This window comes from Vibrio sp. SCSIO 43133, from assembly GCF_023716845.1.
Lineage (GTDB): Bacteria > Pseudomonadota > Gammaproteobacteria > Enterobacterales > Vibrionaceae > Vibrio > Vibrio mediterranei.
Map to the genome: position 1 here is coordinate 2,542,587 of NZ_CP068024.1, position 14,166 is coordinate 2,556,752.

Sequence of the window (14,166 nt, forward strand, 5' to 3'; positions counted from 1 at the left end):
GTTAAAAAGCTCTGAGTATTCAGAGCTTTTTTATTTCAACAAGGACGTATCAGTGACGGTTCTTTCCAACATCAAAGCATTTTCCAAAACTCGTTTGTCTTGGGGCCTGCTTTTTATCTGCACCATTTTCTTCGAGCTTTGTGCCTTATTCTTCCAACATGTTATGCAGCTTGGCCCATGCGTGATGTGTATTTATGAACGGGTTGCCATGTTTGGTATTACCGGTGCTGCGCTAATAGGTATGATCAATCCGAAAAATACGGTAATGCGTTGGATTGGATTTGGTGCTTGGGGTGCTTCGGCAATCAAAGGATTAACATTGGCGCTTGAACACGTGGACTATCAGTTCAATCCATCACCATTCAAGACCTGTGATTTGTTCGTCACCTTCCCAGATTGGGCACCTTTAAATCAATGGGCTCCTTGGTTATTTGAAGCCTACGGTGACTGTTCTAAAGTCGTATGGCAGTTCCTGACACTATCAATGCCACAATGGCTGGTGATTATCTTTGCAGGTAACTTAGTTGCACTGGCCATCATCATTATCTCCCAAAGCGCGAAACTGTCTGGCTCCAGAGCACGTGGTTTTCAGTAACGCTTTTCGGTAACTAATTGATAAAACAAAGCCTCCAAATTGGAGGCTTTGTTTCTTATGGTTGTAAGCGATTACTGACCACAGCACTTCTTGAACTTTTTGCCACTACCACAAGGACAAGTGTCATTACGGCCCACGTCTTTAAACGGGTTAACGGTTTGAGATTGATGTCCAATCATCATTTCATCAGCCGCCATACCTACTTCGTGTATCATCGCATCTAACTGTGGTAGAAATTCCGTTAGTTGTGGTAGCTGTTCATACCCTGCTTGACGCATTTCGTTATGCGTCTGCTCTTCATCAATAGCCAGCATAAACGTAGTTAACAGCGCTTGAAGCATGCGCTGCGTGCCATCTGCAAACTGCTTGTTAATCCATTGCTGTTCAACAGTAGGCCACACAGTCATAAACCCTTCGGCTACGTCTGCTAACTGCTCAGTATTACTGCCAATAAAATCCGTAAGATGGTATTGAGCGGTCTTCAATTGGGCGTATTGAGCATTTAGATGATCTACAATCCATGCTTCTTGCTCAGCCGAATAGTCGCCGACCACATTAGCTAACCAGCTTTCCGGCTTTAATGGTTCGACCGCAAAGTTTGCCGCCAAGATTGCGCCTTCAATAAATGCCCTAGACTCACCTGTCCAATCAGCAGGTAGCTCGATGAATTTCATACGTTGATCTTTTATCTTAAAAATTTGCAGCAAGTATATTTGGCTACGTCGCTGAACTCAATGGTCGATTCTTTACCATATAACAGGTAGAATCCCCGCTCCCTGAGTATAGTGAGAACTGGTATGCGTGTTGTTTTGGGCCCAATGGAGGGCGTTTTAGATCATCTAATGCGAGAGATTCTTACAGAGATCAACGATTACGATCTCTGTGTGACTGAGTTTGTTCGTGTCGTTGACCAAACCCTACCCGATCACGTATTCCAACGACTGTGCCCTGAGTTAGCGCAAGGTTCAATGACCAAATCCGGTACACCCGTTCATATTCAATTACTGGGTCAAGACCCTCGCTGGATGGCAGAAAATGCGGTAAGAGCGGCGAGCCTTGGCGCTAAAGGTATCGACCTTAATTTTGGTTGCCCCGCAAAACTGGTTAACAAAAGCAAAGGGGGCGCTGCCCTATTGCAACATCCCGAGCTTATTCATAACGTCGTTAAAGCGTGTCGTGAAGCTGTTGACCGCAATATTCCGGTGACAGCGAAAATCCGCCTAGGTTGGGAAAACCCGGATGATTGCTTTGAGATTGTCGATGCGATAGAGCAAGCTGGAGCCAACGAGTTAACCGTTCATGCTAGAACCAAAACTGGTGGCTATAAGGCAAGCGAGATCAAGTGGGAATATATCAATGAGATCCGCAAGAAAACATCAGTTCCCTTAATTGCCAACGGTGAAATCTGGAACTTTGAAGATGGTCAACGCTGTATAGAAACTACCGGTGTTGATTCACTCATGGTCTGCCGTGGCGCGTTTAATGTCCCTAACCTCGGCAATGTAGTGAAACATAACCACACCGTGATGCCATGGCAAGACGTGGTTGATTTGTTGCTGGTCTATTCGACTTATGAAATCAAAGGCGACAAAGGACTGTACTACCCTAACCGAGTAAAACAATGGTTCTCATATCTTCGTCAGCAATATCCTCAAGCGAACGAGTTGTTCCGAGAAATACGCACTTTCAATAAGGCTGCACCTATCGTTGAGCATATACAGAACTACCGTGACAATGTACTTGAGACATTGCCACAGTAGTTTACTCAGGCTAAAGGGTTAGAAGCAGTGAATGTTCGCCTTCTATCGAGACGGTGAGCATTCCTTTGTTAGCAGAGATCATCTTCTCGGTAATTGGACAACGAAACGCTCCCTGTTCAATCCCCAGCTTCCATACGGGCAATTCTACTTGGTTAGATTGTTTTCCTAGATTGAATCCACTTAGCACCACTTCGCTATCGAGTTGGCGAGCGAATACCAAACAAGCGTCATCAACATACAAAGGCATAAAGCTACCTTTTTGCAGTGCCTTCGAGCGCCGACGAATGGCAATCATCTTTTTGAAGTACGGTAGCCATTCACTGTGCTCAATCTGTTCCCAAGGGAAGCAACGACGGTTGTCTGGGTCGTGAGAGCCTTCTAGAGCAATCTCGGCACCGTAATACAAACAAGGCGCCCCCACAAAAGACATCAATAGCTGGTTCGCGATAGCAAACTTCGCTTTGTCTCCACCAAGTGTTGTAATAAAGCGTTCAGTATCATGGCTATCTAATTGGTTGAGCTGTGACAGCTGGTTATTCCATGGAATCTTTGCACTTGCTTCCTGAAGCCACTCAAGAAAGTCATGGCAGTCAATGTTAATTGCTTCAAATTGAATGTCCTTGCTTGCTAGCAAAGCTCTAACTGGATGCGCGAATCCATAATAGTTCATCGCCCCATCTTCTTGATCACCCTGTAGCCACTGAGTCGCCTCAAAGAAATGCTCTCCGAGCATATAAGAATCTGGGTTCACCGACTTCATCGAATCACGGAATGCTTTCACATAATGCGCATTATTGGTTGCTCCCTCTCCTTCACCTAACATATGAATCACATCAAAACGCCAGCCATCGATATTATATGGGGGCTTTAGCCAGTACTTGATGACTGAGCTTTCATCCAGATAGATCTGGTTGCATACTTCTTGGTTGTGGAAATTCAATACTGGTAACGTGTCAATCCCTTTCCAGCCGACGTACCTATCTGAATCAGCTTCAAAAAAGTAGTAATCACGATATGGGCTATCTTGCGATGTATAAGCTCCATTGCCGTGACTAAGGATATCGAACCATGAATGTGAGGTGGATGTGTGATTGAGTACTGCATCTAGCACTACTTTCAAGCCTCGTTGATGAAGCTTATCCGTCAATTGGGCAAATTGTTCATTAGTGCCAAATTTTGGATCAATTGAGTAGTAATCAACGGTATCGTATTTATGGTTAGAGTATGACGTGAATATTGGGTTCAGATAAAGCGTAGTGATACCTAAATCTTGAAGATAGTCGAGTTTACTTTCGATGCCCGCAAGGTCACCACCGAAGAACTCTACTGCACCAGTATCACCATGAGTACCAACACTTTCTCCCCACTGTTTTTTCACAGACTGTCTATTCCGAGCAGGGTATTGATATTCACCCGTTTCCACCGCTAAGTCTGGGTCACCGTTGCAAAAACGTTCAGGGAAGATTTGGTAGAAAACTTGCTCTGCTACCCAACTTGGGGGCTGATGACGGCGATTGTACTTAAAATGGTACTCTCGCCCGGGCATACGTTTTTGAACACCGCGGGCATCTAACCAGTACTGCTCCGTTTGCGTTAGAGCTTTAAACACGTAGTAAGTAACATCTTTATCTTCGCTAAGAGGAAGCGTCGCCTGCCAAATATCAAGTCGTCCTTTCGTGCCCACTTTAGACATAGGGACTATGTACTCTTCATTGTCAGGCTCATGACGAAGGCTTACCGACTCATAATCTTTTGCTTCAGCAAACAAAGTAATGGTTAGCTTATCTTCGACGCGCACCACCCCATCATGAGTCTGTGGATGAAATAAAAAAGGCTGTGTCATTGTTATTCTTCTTAAATAGAGGGAACGAGATTACGTTATCTTAGTTGAATAACCGCAATAAAAAATCCCCCTTCAAATTGAAGAGGGATCACAGTCTGTAGGCGTAGCACTGAGGCTTAGAAACAGCTCGGTTAATGATGTTTAAGAATAGAATGTTAACTCAATAGCAAACTGTCATCCGCCAGCTCTTCACCACGAACTTTTGAGAACATTTCTAATAGATCTGGAACTTGCATATTTGCACGCTGTTCCCCTTCAACGTCCAAGACGATTTCTCCTTGGTGTAGCATTACGGTTCGATCACCGCAGGCCAGCGCATCTTTCATCGAGTGCGTTACCATCATTACCGTAAGGTTAAACTCCTTGATCACCTTTTTAGTTAAGTCGATAACAAAAGCTGCCATACGTGGGTCAAGTGCCGCTGTATGCTCGTCAAGCAGTAACAGCTTACTATCTGACAGCGTTGCCATCACCAAACTTACCGCTTGGCGCTGACCACCTGAAAGTAACCCAATATTGTCACTCAATCGGTCTTCAAGGCCTAAACCAAGAATGCTAATGCGCTCTTGGAATAGCTTGCGACGCTTTGACGATAGCGACAAACTCCAGCCCCGTTTTTTACCACGCATATATGCCAGGGCCATGTTTTCTTCAATAGAAAGGTCACCACACGTTCCTGCTAAGGGGTCCTGGAATACACGAGCACATTGGTTTGCTCGCTGATCTACCGTTTGTCTGGTCACGTCCATTTCGTCAATGAGCACTCGACCGCCAATCATAGGTGTTTCACCAGTAACAGCGCCAAGTAACGTAGATTTACCCGCTCCATTTGAACCAATCACCGTTAGAAACTGATGTTCCGGAACCTCTAGATTAACGCCTTTCAATGCTTGGTTTTCTAGGATAGTACCTGGATTGAAGGTAACTTGAATATCTTCTAAACGAATCATGCTACTTTCCCCGCTTTGCCTGAATTAGATACTGCTTGACTCTTTACAGGCTTAACGCCCTTTTTTGCTTTGAGGTTTCCTTTTAGTTTCGGAGCAATCAGTGCGATGGCTACCAAGACCGCCGTCACCAAGTTAAGGTCCGATGCTTGTAATCCAAACATGCCAGAACTTAATGCGAACGCCACAGCTAGACGATACAAGACGGAACCGACAATCACCGCGGTCACCGCTACCCAAATCTTTTTACCCGGAATCAAGGTCTGACCCAGAATAACAGCAGCAAGGCCAACCACGATCGTACCCACACCAGAAGTCACATCCGCAAAGCTATTGGTCTGAGCGAACAGCGCACCAGCGAAACCTACGAAACCGTTGGATAAAGCAAGACAAAAATAGGTATAAAACGATGTGCTTGCACCTTGAGCCTTAACCATGCGCGCATTGACACCAGTCGCTCGTAGCCCCAAACCGAAATCACTATTAAGAAGGCGGACAACAAACCATGCCGACACCAGAACGAGTACACCCACCACTAACGGCCTGATGTACATGGCATCACCCATCATTTCAAATGGCGTTAAAATAGTATCTTCACCAAGTAGTGCAATATTTGGGCGTCCCATGATTCGAATATTGATCGAAAACGCCGCGATCATAGTCAAGATAGATGCTAGAAGATGAAGAATGCCACACCTAACGGCTAAGAATGCTGTCACCCAACCCGTTGCTGCACCAGCAACGATAGCCATCCCCGTTGCAATCCAAGGGTCGATTCCAGCCACAATAGCGGTCGCTGCAACGGCCGCTCCCATAGGGAAACTGCCATCAACACTAAGATCTGGAAAATCAAGAACTCGGAAGGTGAGATAGACACCCAACGCGACCAGTCCGTAGATAAGACCGATTTCTAGAGCGCCGAAAAAAGCGAAAGCAGACATAACAACTCCTCTTCTGCTTAATAAAAAAGCTGGGCCTTAAATCACAAAGCCCAGCCACTATCACTCGTGCGTTACTTTACGCTTGTTGCGCGATCCATCACTGATTTAGGAATCGCTAAACCCAATTTTTTAGCTGCTGTTGCATTGATAACCAAGTCAGAGCCTTTCGCAACTTTGACATCCATTTGGCCTGGATCTTTACCATCTAGGATATCGGCTACGTAGTCTGCGGTTTGGACACCAATTTGGTAGTAGTCGAACCCAAGACTTGCTACCGCACCACGCTCAACATAAGACGTTGCTGCACCAAATACCGGTTTCTTCGCTTGATTTGCAGAAACAATCATGCCTTCAATCGCACTAGCAACCGTATTATCGATAAGTGCGTAGATGATGTCTGATTTAGCAGCAATTGCTTGAGTCGCAGTTTGTACATCAGCACTTTTAAGTGCCGTCGCTTCTACCAATTCAATACCGCGCTTATCAGTGCTCTCTTTAAGCAGCTTCATAAGGCTAACCGCGTTAGCTTCACCTGGGTTATAAACCACACCAATACTTTTTACATCTGGCATGATTTCTTGAATTAATTCAACGTGTTGATCAACAGGAGAAAGGTCAGACAGACCCGTTACATTTTTACCTGGTTGCTCAAGCTGCTTCACTAACTTCGCTCCCACTGGATCAGTAACGGCAGTGAAAACAACCGGGATATCGCGCGTTGCTGATACCAGAGCCTGAGCCGTTGGAGTTGCTATACCAACAAGAACGTCAGGGCGCTCACCTACATATTGGCGTGCAATCTGTACCGCAATAGCTGGATTGCCCTGCGCCGTTTTATAGTCAAATTCTAGATTCTTTCCTTGCTCATACCCTTTCGCTTTTAAACCATCCACTAAGCCTTGGCGAGTCGCATCAAGCGCTGGGTGTTCAACGATTTGGGATACTGCCACTTTTGCCGTCTTTGCCATAATGCTCGTAGACGATAATAGAGCCACGCCAGTTAGTGCTGCTGTGACAAGTAACTTGCTTGCTTTCATCTTCACTCCTTGATTCAGCAATTTTTCCTTGTGAGGCAGAAAGCTCTCACTCGAGAGGAAATTAGGTGTAATTATTGTTTTACATTAAATGTCGAATATTTATTTAATTTTCGACTTACTGCTATTTCTACCAGTAAGCTTACCAAATTGAAAGATAATATTAACAATCCGACCAGATAAACGTGCTGAAAGATTGATTTAATGACATACATTTTAATCAGGATGTACACTATACGATACATGCGACTAATATTTGGTCAAATCTTAGCGTAATGCATTTTTGACAAAAGTGAAGGATTGTGAGTGATTTTTTGTGAAAGGTGTCTATATTCATACAGATAGCGTTCAGCTTCATATATGCTCGCTCCCGATAGTTACCAAGGAAGACCTTCATGAACCTACATATTCAAAAAGCTTTATTCATATCTCTAATTTGTGTGTTCTCTGCATTCGGGTTTGCGAGGGAATTGGAAAGCAGCAAGCTTGATAAAGTTGCCGTCATTGATGGCGTACCGTGGTCAATAGAGCCAATTGATAACAAACGTTTTTTGATAGCTTTACGCCAAGGCAGTCTTGTTATCCTTGATGGGAAGACCGGAAAGGTATCTGCTGTCTCCGGTGTGCCAAATGTGTATTCGTCGGGTCAAGGCGGTTTAATGGACATCATCGCTAGTCCTAAAGACAAAAATGTTTTTTATTTCACTTATGCCAAACCAGATGGTAAAGGTGGCACCCCGACACTTGCCAAAGCGCGTTTAAACGGGTCAACAATAGAATCATGGCAGGACTTGTTCTCCAGCAATGTTGTCGTCACCTCGGGGCGACATTTTGGCAGTCGTCTTGCTTTTGATGATGAAGGCTATATCTACATGACCATCGGAGACGCAGGGGAGCGAGATAATGCGCAGCAAACCGACAATCACGCGGGCACTATAATTCGGCTTAATCAAGATGGCAGCGTGCCTAAAGACAATCCATTTATTGATAACAAGCGCTTTGCCCCCGAGATTTACTCGTATGGTCACCGAAACCCACAGGGCATAATCTACGACAGCAATAGAAAACAGCTTTGGGCCATTGAACACGGACCACGAGGTGGAGATGAGCTCAACTTAATCAAAGCTAGGGCAAACTATGGCTGGCCAATTACTTCTCATGGAAAGGAATATTGGGGGCCGATTAATGCGGGTGAAGCTCAAGAAAAAGATGGAATAGAGTCGCCGAAGAAAGTGTACATCCCCTCTATCGCACCTGGTTCACTACACCTTTATCAAGGAGAGAAGTTCCCTCGATTAAACGGCATACTTCTGATTGGCGCATTAAAGCTCACTCATATGAACGTCCTCGATGTCAATGAAGCAGGCCAAGTACTCGAAGAACGCCGTTATTATGAAGAGCTGGGCGAACGTATCCGCGATATCACTTCTGATGCCGCGGGTAACGTATGGTTTACGACAGACAGTGGCACCGTCTACAAGATCCGTCGTGCCTATGAATAGCGGTTACTAAGACAAGCCTCTATAAAACAAAACCCCGCATTAATGCGGGGTTTTGTTTTGAAGCCAATTAAATTAGAACCAACGGTCAAAATCGCTGCGATCGAGCTGTCTAAACGCTCTATTTAGAGTGACAGCGAGTTCTTTATATTTGGGCTTGGCCTTAACTGGCTCCATCGCACAGCCCGTCTCAATGATCTTTTGATGCAGCTCTCGATACCAAGACGCAAGTGCTGGAGGTAGTTGTGTGTTGTAGCGGTTTCCAAGCCACCACATACCTTGAACTGGTAAGCTGATAGCAAACAACGCGATAACAATAGATTGTGGCATGGCTTGAGCATTGCTAAACGCCATTTGCGTTAACACACTAATAGCGGCAACCGCAGGCATGACTTTGATACCAAACTTTGTTGCTTTGATTATGCGCTGCTCTGGGAACAATGGTGTGAGTTCCTTTCTCATTGGCCACAGCTCCATGTACTTTTGGCCATTTTTTATACTCTGAGTCAGACTTACTCGCTCGCTCATAGGCAACCTCACTAAAAAAAAGTTGAACTCTTCAACTAAATCAGCAAAATATTGACTGAAGTTAATATTCTTTCAAATTTATTTTGTTATCTTCTGTCATTATCGTTATTCTTTGCGTTTCCTCAATCTCATTGTTGTCTTTATTTACAAATAAGGCAACCAAGAGATGAACGTCGCAAGGACGCAAATGTGATTTTAATGAAGAAATCGCATATTATTATACGGCAATTGATGAATTTTTGACCAAGACTGAATGGTAAATCTTTTGTACCTTCTCAGCCTTGAGATACGTTTTATACCCCAATGATCCATGATCAATAAAATACAGGTAACCTCTAATGTCTAAGCTGGTTTTAGTTTTAAACTGCGGTAGTTCTTCTCTTAAGTTCGCCATCGTTGATGCAGAAAACGGTGATGAGCACCTAACAGGCCTTGCTGAATGTCTACACCTTCCAGAAGCTCGTATCAAGTGGAAACTTGATGGTAAACACGAAGCTCAACTAGGCGACGGCGCTGCTCACGAAGAAGCGTTAGCATTCATGGTAGAAACTATCCTTGCTTCTAAACCTGAGCTAAAAGCTAACCTAGGCGCTATCGGTCACCGTATCGTTCACGGTGGTGAGCAATTCACATCTTCTGCGCTAATTACAGACGATGTACTTAAAGGTATCGAAGACTCTGCAACATTTGCACCTCTTCACAACCCAGCTCACATCATCGGTATCGAAGCGGCGAAGCACAACTTCCCAGAGCTTAAGAACGTAGCAGTATTTGACACTGCGTTCCACCAAACTATGCCTCAAGAGTCTTACCTATACGCTCTACCGTACAACCTGTACAAAGAGCACGGCATCCGTCGCTACGGCATGCACGGTACGTCTCACCTATTCATCGCACGTGAAGCAGCTGAACTACTTGGTAAGCCAGCTAACGAACTGAACATCATCAACTGCCACCTAGGCAACGGTGCTTCTGTTTGCGCTATCAAGAACGGCGAATCTGTAGATACTTCAATGGGTCTAACTCCTCTTGAAGGTCTAGTAATGGGTACTCGTTGTGGTGATATCGATCCAGCGATCATCTTCCACCTACACGACGCACTAGGTTACTCTGTTGAGCAAATCAACAACATGCTAACTAAAGAGTCTGGCCTTCTAGGTCTAACTGAAGTGACTTCTGACTGCCGTTTCGTTGAAGACAACTACGGTGAGAAAGAAGAAGCAACTCGTGCAATGGACGTGTTCTGCCACCGTCTAGCGAAATACGTAGCGGGTTACACTGCATCTCTTGACGGTCGTCTAGACGCTATCGTGTTCACTGGTGGTATCGGTGAAAACTCTGCACCAATCCGTGAGATGGTTCTAAACCGTCTAGGCGTATTCGGCATCGAAGTTGACGGTGAAGCTAACCTTAAAGCTCGTTTCGGCGGCGAAGGCACTATCACTGCTGCAAGCAGCCGTATCCCTGCAATGGTTATCTCTACTAACGAAGAGCTAGTAATTGCTGAAGACACTGCGCGTCTAGCGGGTCTTTAATTTTCAAACTGGCTAACTTAGGTTAGCCAGTTTTCTTATTGGGCTCAGCCGACCGTCTGTTTTTCTCCTAAAAGGACGTTCACCACGCTGAGTTTCTTCCCTACATATAGTTTGAGGTACTCAAAGAATGTCCCGTACTATTATGCTTGTACCAACTAGCGCTGGCGTAGGTCTTACCAGTGTTAGCATGGGTGTATTGCGTGCTATGGAGCGCAAAGGTGTGAACGTTGCGTTCTACAAGCCTATCGCTCAGCCTCGCCACGGTGGCGATCAACCAGACTTAACTTCAACTATCGTTGGTAACAGCAGCGATATGAAAGTGGGCCAACCACTTCCAATGTCTGACGTTGAGAACCTATACGGTAGCGAAAAAGTTGATGTACTACTTGAGACAATTGTTGAACGTTACAATCAAGTAAGCAAAGACGCTGAAGTAACGCTTATCGAAGGTCTAGTACCGACTCGTAAACACCCATTTGCGAACGCAGTTAACGCAGAAATCGCAAAAACACTTGGTGCAGAGATCGTATTCGTAGCAACGCCAGGTACTGACAACCCAAGTCAGCTTAAAGAGCGTATCGAAGTTGCATGTACTAACTACGGTGGTACTAAAAACAAGAACATCTCTGGCGTTATCATCAACAAGCTAAACGCTCCTGTTGATGAAGCAGGCCGTACTCGTCCAGATCTTTCTGAAATCTTTGATGACGCAGACACCGCGCAGCAAGCTAACCTTGAAGTAATGCAAATCTTCAACACTAGCCCAATCCGCGTTCTTGGCTGCGTGCCTTGGAAGATCGATTTAATTGCAACGCGTGCAATCGACATGGCTCAGCACCTAAATGCCGAAGTAATTAACGCGGGCGATATCGAGAAGCGTCGTATTAAGAGCATCACGTTCTGTGCACGTTCTCTACCGAACATGATCGAGCACTTCAAACCAGGTTCTCTACTTGTTACTTCAGCAGACCGTCCAGACGTTATCGTCGCTGCGGCACTTGCTGCAATGAACGGTGTAGAAATCGGCGCTATCCTATTAACAGGTGGCTACGATGTTCCTGTTGAAATTGCTGACCTAATCAAGCCAGCACTAGACACTGGCCTGCCAATCTTTAAGGCTCAAGGTAACACATGGCAAACGTCTCTGAACCTACAGAGCTTTAGCCTAGAAGTACCTGCAGACGATAAAGAGCGTATCGAGTTCGTTAACGAGCACGTTGCTGGTCACATCGACGGTCCATGGATTGACTCTTTACTTGAAGGTACTATCGGTACTCGTAAGCTAAGCCCACCAGCATTCCGTTACCAGTTAACAGAACTTGCTCGTAAAGCTGGCAAACGTATCGTTCTTCCTGAAGGTGATGAGCCTCGTACAGTTAAAGCTGCGGCTATCTGTGCTGAGCGTGGCATCGCGGAATGTGTGCTTCTTGGTAACCCTGACGAAATCAAACGCGTAGCTGCACAACAAGGTGTTGAGCTAGGTGCTGGTGTTACTATCATCGATTCTGATGCGGTACGTGAAAACTACGTTGCTCGTCTAGTAGAGCTGCGTGGCGCGAAAGGTATGACTGAAGTTGTGGCTCGTGAGAAGCTACAAGACTCTGTTTACCTTGGCACAATGATGCTTGAAGCAAACGAAGTAGACGGTCTAGTATCTGGTGCTGTTCACACAACAGCAAATACTATCGTTCCTCCGTTCCAAATCATCAAAACAGCTCCGGGTACATCTATCGTATCGTCAATCTTCTTCATGCTTCTGCCTGATCAAGTATTGGTATACGGTGACTGTGCAATCAACCCTGACCCAACAGCTGAGCAACTTGCGGAAATCGCTATCCAATCTGCAGACTCTGCTGCAGCATTCGGTATCGACCCACGCGTTGCAATGATCTCATACTCTACTGGTGAGTCTGGTAAAGGTGCTGATGTAGATAAAGTACGTGAAGCAACCAAACTAGCAAAAGAGAAACGTCCTGATCTTATCATCGACGGTCCTCTACAGTACGATGCAGCGATCATGGAGAACGTAGCGGCTTCTAAAGCACCTAACTCTCCGGTTGCAGGTAAAGCGACTGTATTTGTATTCCCAGATCTGAACACTGGTAACACAACATACAAAGCGGTACAGCGTTCAGCAGACCTAGTTTCTATCGGTCCAATGCTGCAAGGTATGCGCAAGCCAGTTAACGACCTTTCTCGTGGCGCACTAGTAGACGATATCGTGTACACAGTAGCACTAACTGCGATTCAGTCAGGTCAAGAGCAAAAGTAATTTGCCCTTTAACTGAATGAATAAAGCCTCCGTCATCGGAGGCTTTTTTATTGTATGCAGTTTAACGCTCTCTTCCATGAGGCGAATCCAAGTCCAAATCAGGGCCAGCAGGAACAATTTGAGTTGGATTGATACCCGTATGACTGAAGTAGTAGTGGCGTTTAATATGGTAGAGATCCGTGGTCTCTTTAACACCTTTAACTTGGTATAGCTCTTTGAGGAAACCTTGGATATTTTCGTAATCAGCGATACGTTTTTTATTGCACTTAAAGTGCCCCACATACACCGCATCGAAACGCACTAATGTGGTAAACAATCGCCAATCAGCTTCCGTTATCTGGTCACCCGTTAAGTATCGATGGGTCGCCAACTGCGCTTCTACCTTATCCAAAGCATCGAACAAGCTATTGTAAGCTTCTTCATACGCCTCCTGAGTAGTTGCAAAACCGCAACGGTATACCCCATTGTTAATGTTTGGGTAGATAAACTCATTCCACTCGTCAATCGCGGACTGCAATTTCTCCGGATAAAAATCGTCACTATTACCTGTCAGATGGTTGAACTCCGAGTTGAACATTCGGATGATTTCCGATGACTCATTACTCACAATAGTGTTGGTCTTTTTATCCCACAAAACAGGTACAGTAACTCGACCGGTATAGTCCGGTTTAGCTTGTGTATAAATTTGGTGAAGTTTGGTGAATCCAAATAGTGGCTCGGGAAGCCCAAAAGACCACCCTTCTGAAAGCATATCAGGACACACGACAGTAACATCAATATGCGCTTCCAAGCCTTTAAGAGTGCGAAAGATCAGTGTTCTATGAGCCCAAGGACAAGCTAGCGATACGTATAAATGATAGCGACCAGATTCAGGTTGGAATTCTGCTTGTGGGCTATTGTCTATCCAATGACGAAAGCCAGCATCTTCACGCACAAACTTACCGCCAGACGTTTTAGTGTCATACCATACATCATGCCAAACACCTTCAACCAATTTCCCCATGCTTTCATTCCTTCTCTTCATTTAGTGATGACATTATATGAAGCGAGCATGAAGAACTTGAGGGGATGGTTTGAAAGAAGTCGTTCGAATAACTTGAATGATCTTTTGGTGAGAACAAAAAAAGCGCGACCAAAAAAGTTGCCGCGCTTAGGCCCGTCACAGGCTGAAAATAGCGGCTCTAATTATTCACACACAAACAACTAGAGCCA

General features: G+C 45.1%; 12 protein-coding genes. 5 read left to right on the forward strand and 7 right to left on the reverse strand.

The features are described 5' to 3' along the window. The first annotated feature begins 52 nt into the window (after positions 1-52). Positions 53-595 carry a disulfide bond formation protein DsbB gene (gene dsbB, locus JKJ11_RS11935; RefSeq protein ID WP_006070038.1) on the forward strand — a complete coding sequence of 181 codons (543 nt, stop codon included), beginning with the start codon at positions 53-55 and terminating at the stop codon, positions 593-595. 71 nt (positions 596-666) lie between these two features. On the opposite strand, the gene JKJ11_RS11940 is transcribed toward dsbB, so the two are convergent. Then, positions 667-1,269 carry a YecA family protein gene (locus tag JKJ11_RS11940; protein WP_252038242.1) on the reverse strand — a complete coding sequence of 201 codons (603 nt, stop codon included), beginning with the start codon at positions 1,267-1,269 and terminating at the stop codon, positions 667-669. A gap of 123 nt (positions 1,270-1,392) precedes the next feature. Between JKJ11_RS11940 and dusC the strand changes: the two genes are divergently transcribed. Next, complete coding sequence (gene dusC, locus JKJ11_RS11945; RefSeq protein ID WP_252038243.1) at positions 1,393-2,355, forward strand: tRNA dihydrouridine(16) synthase DusC; 963 nt, start codon at positions 1,393-1,395, stop codon at positions 2,353-2,355. A 10-nt stretch (positions 2,356-2,365) separates the two neighbouring features. Here dusC and malZ read toward each other — a convergent pair whose 3' ends face one another. The 4 genes from malZ to JKJ11_RS11965 form a co-directional block, all read right to left on the reverse strand. Continuing rightward, entirely contained in the window at positions 2,366-4,198 is a 1,833-nt protein-coding gene (gene malZ, locus JKJ11_RS11950) for a maltodextrin glucosidase (RefSeq protein ID WP_252038244.1), read from the reverse strand. Between the two features lie 155 nt (positions 4,199-4,353). Then, positions 4,354-5,148 carry an ABC transporter ATP-binding protein gene (locus JKJ11_RS11955; RefSeq protein WP_006070034.1) on the reverse strand — a complete coding sequence of 265 codons (795 nt, stop codon included), beginning with the start codon at positions 5,146-5,148 and terminating at the stop codon, positions 4,354-4,356. After that, positions 5,145-6,086, reverse strand: coding sequence for an ABC transporter permease (locus JKJ11_RS11960; protein WP_006070033.1), 942 nt, complete (start codon positions 6,084-6,086; stop codon positions 5,145-5,147). The genes JKJ11_RS11955 and JKJ11_RS11960 overlap by 4 nt, the downstream gene beginning before the upstream one ends. 71 nt (positions 6,087-6,157) lie before the next feature. Beyond that, on the reverse strand, positions 6,158-7,123 hold the full coding sequence (locus JKJ11_RS11965; protein ID WP_006070032.1) for an ABC transporter substrate-binding protein: 966 nt from the start codon (positions 7,121-7,123) through the stop codon (positions 6,158-6,160). A 392-nt stretch (positions 7,124-7,515) separates the two neighbouring features. Here JKJ11_RS11965 and JKJ11_RS11970 point away from each other — a divergent pair, with 392 nt between their 5' ends. Then, the gene (locus JKJ11_RS11970; protein ID WP_252038245.1) at positions 7,516-8,622 is read left to right on the forward strand and encodes a PQQ-dependent sugar dehydrogenase; all 1,107 of its coding nucleotides are present in this window, start codon (positions 7,516-7,518) and stop codon (positions 8,620-8,622) included. Positions 8,623-8,694: 72 nt separating this feature from the next. Here JKJ11_RS11970 and yfbV read toward each other — a convergent pair whose 3' ends face one another. Continuing rightward, entirely contained in the window at positions 8,695-9,147 is a 453-nt protein-coding gene (yfbV, locus tag JKJ11_RS11975) for a terminus macrodomain insulation protein YfbV (protein WP_006070030.1), read from the reverse strand. A 338-nt stretch (positions 9,148-9,485) separates the two neighbouring features. On the opposite strand from yfbV, the gene JKJ11_RS11980 reads away from it, so the two are divergent. Then, the gene (locus JKJ11_RS11980; protein WP_006070029.1) at positions 9,486-10,682 is read left to right on the forward strand and encodes an acetate kinase; all 1,197 of its coding nucleotides are present in this window, start codon (positions 9,486-9,488) and stop codon (positions 10,680-10,682) included. A 127-nt stretch (positions 10,683-10,809) separates the two neighbouring features. Continuing rightward, on the forward strand, positions 10,810-12,954 hold the full coding sequence (pta, locus tag JKJ11_RS11985; protein ID WP_006070028.1) for a phosphate acetyltransferase: 2,145 nt from the start codon (positions 10,810-10,812) through the stop codon (positions 12,952-12,954). Positions 12,955-13,015: 61 nt separating this feature from the next. Here the strand turns inward: pta and JKJ11_RS11990 are convergent, their stop codons facing one another. After that, on the reverse strand, positions 13,016-13,957 hold the full coding sequence (locus JKJ11_RS11990; RefSeq protein WP_124940085.1) for a glutathione S-transferase family protein: 942 nt from the start codon (positions 13,955-13,957) through the stop codon (positions 13,016-13,018). Positions 13,958-14,166 lie beyond the last annotated feature (209 nt).

Bases quoted from the DNA above. Each gene is read 5' to 3' on its own strand.
- JKJ11_RS11940 (WP_252038242.1), bottom strand. From the start codon at position 1,269: ATGAAATTCATCGAGCTACCTGCTGATTGGACAGGTGAGTCTAGGGCA.
- JKJ11_RS11965 (WP_006070032.1), bottom strand. From the start codon at position 7,123: ATGAAAGCAAGCAAGTTACTTGTCACAGCAGCACTAACTGGCGTGGCT.
- yfbV (WP_006070030.1), bottom strand. From the start codon at position 9,147: ATGAGCGAGCGAGTAAGTCTGACTCAGAGTATAAAAAATGGCCAAAAG.
- JKJ11_RS11960 (WP_006070033.1), bottom strand. From the start codon at position 6,086: ATGTCTGCTTTCGCTTTTTTCGGCGCTCTAGAAATCGGTCTTATCTAC.
- JKJ11_RS11955 (WP_006070034.1), bottom strand. From the start codon at position 5,148: ATGATTCGTTTAGAAGATATTCAAGTTACCTTCAATCCAGGTACTATC.
- JKJ11_RS11980 (WP_006070029.1), top strand. From the start codon at position 9,486: ATGTCTAAGCTGGTTTTAGTTTTAAACTGCGGTAGTTCTTCTCTTAAG.
- dusC (WP_252038243.1), top strand. From the start codon at position 1,393: ATGCGTGTTGTTTTGGGCCCAATGGAGGGCGTTTTAGATCATCTAATG.
- JKJ11_RS11970 (WP_252038245.1), top strand. From the start codon at position 7,516: ATGAACCTACATATTCAAAAAGCTTTATTCATATCTCTAATTTGTGTG.
- malZ (WP_252038244.1), bottom strand. From the start codon at position 4,198: ATGACACAGCCTTTTTTATTTCATCCACAGACTCATGATGGGGTGGTG.
- pta (WP_006070028.1), top strand. From the start codon at position 10,810: ATGTCCCGTACTATTATGCTTGTACCAACTAGCGCTGGCGTAGGTCTT.
- JKJ11_RS11990 (WP_124940085.1), bottom strand. From the start codon at position 13,957: ATGGGGAAATTGGTTGAAGGTGTTTGGCATGATGTATGGTATGACACT.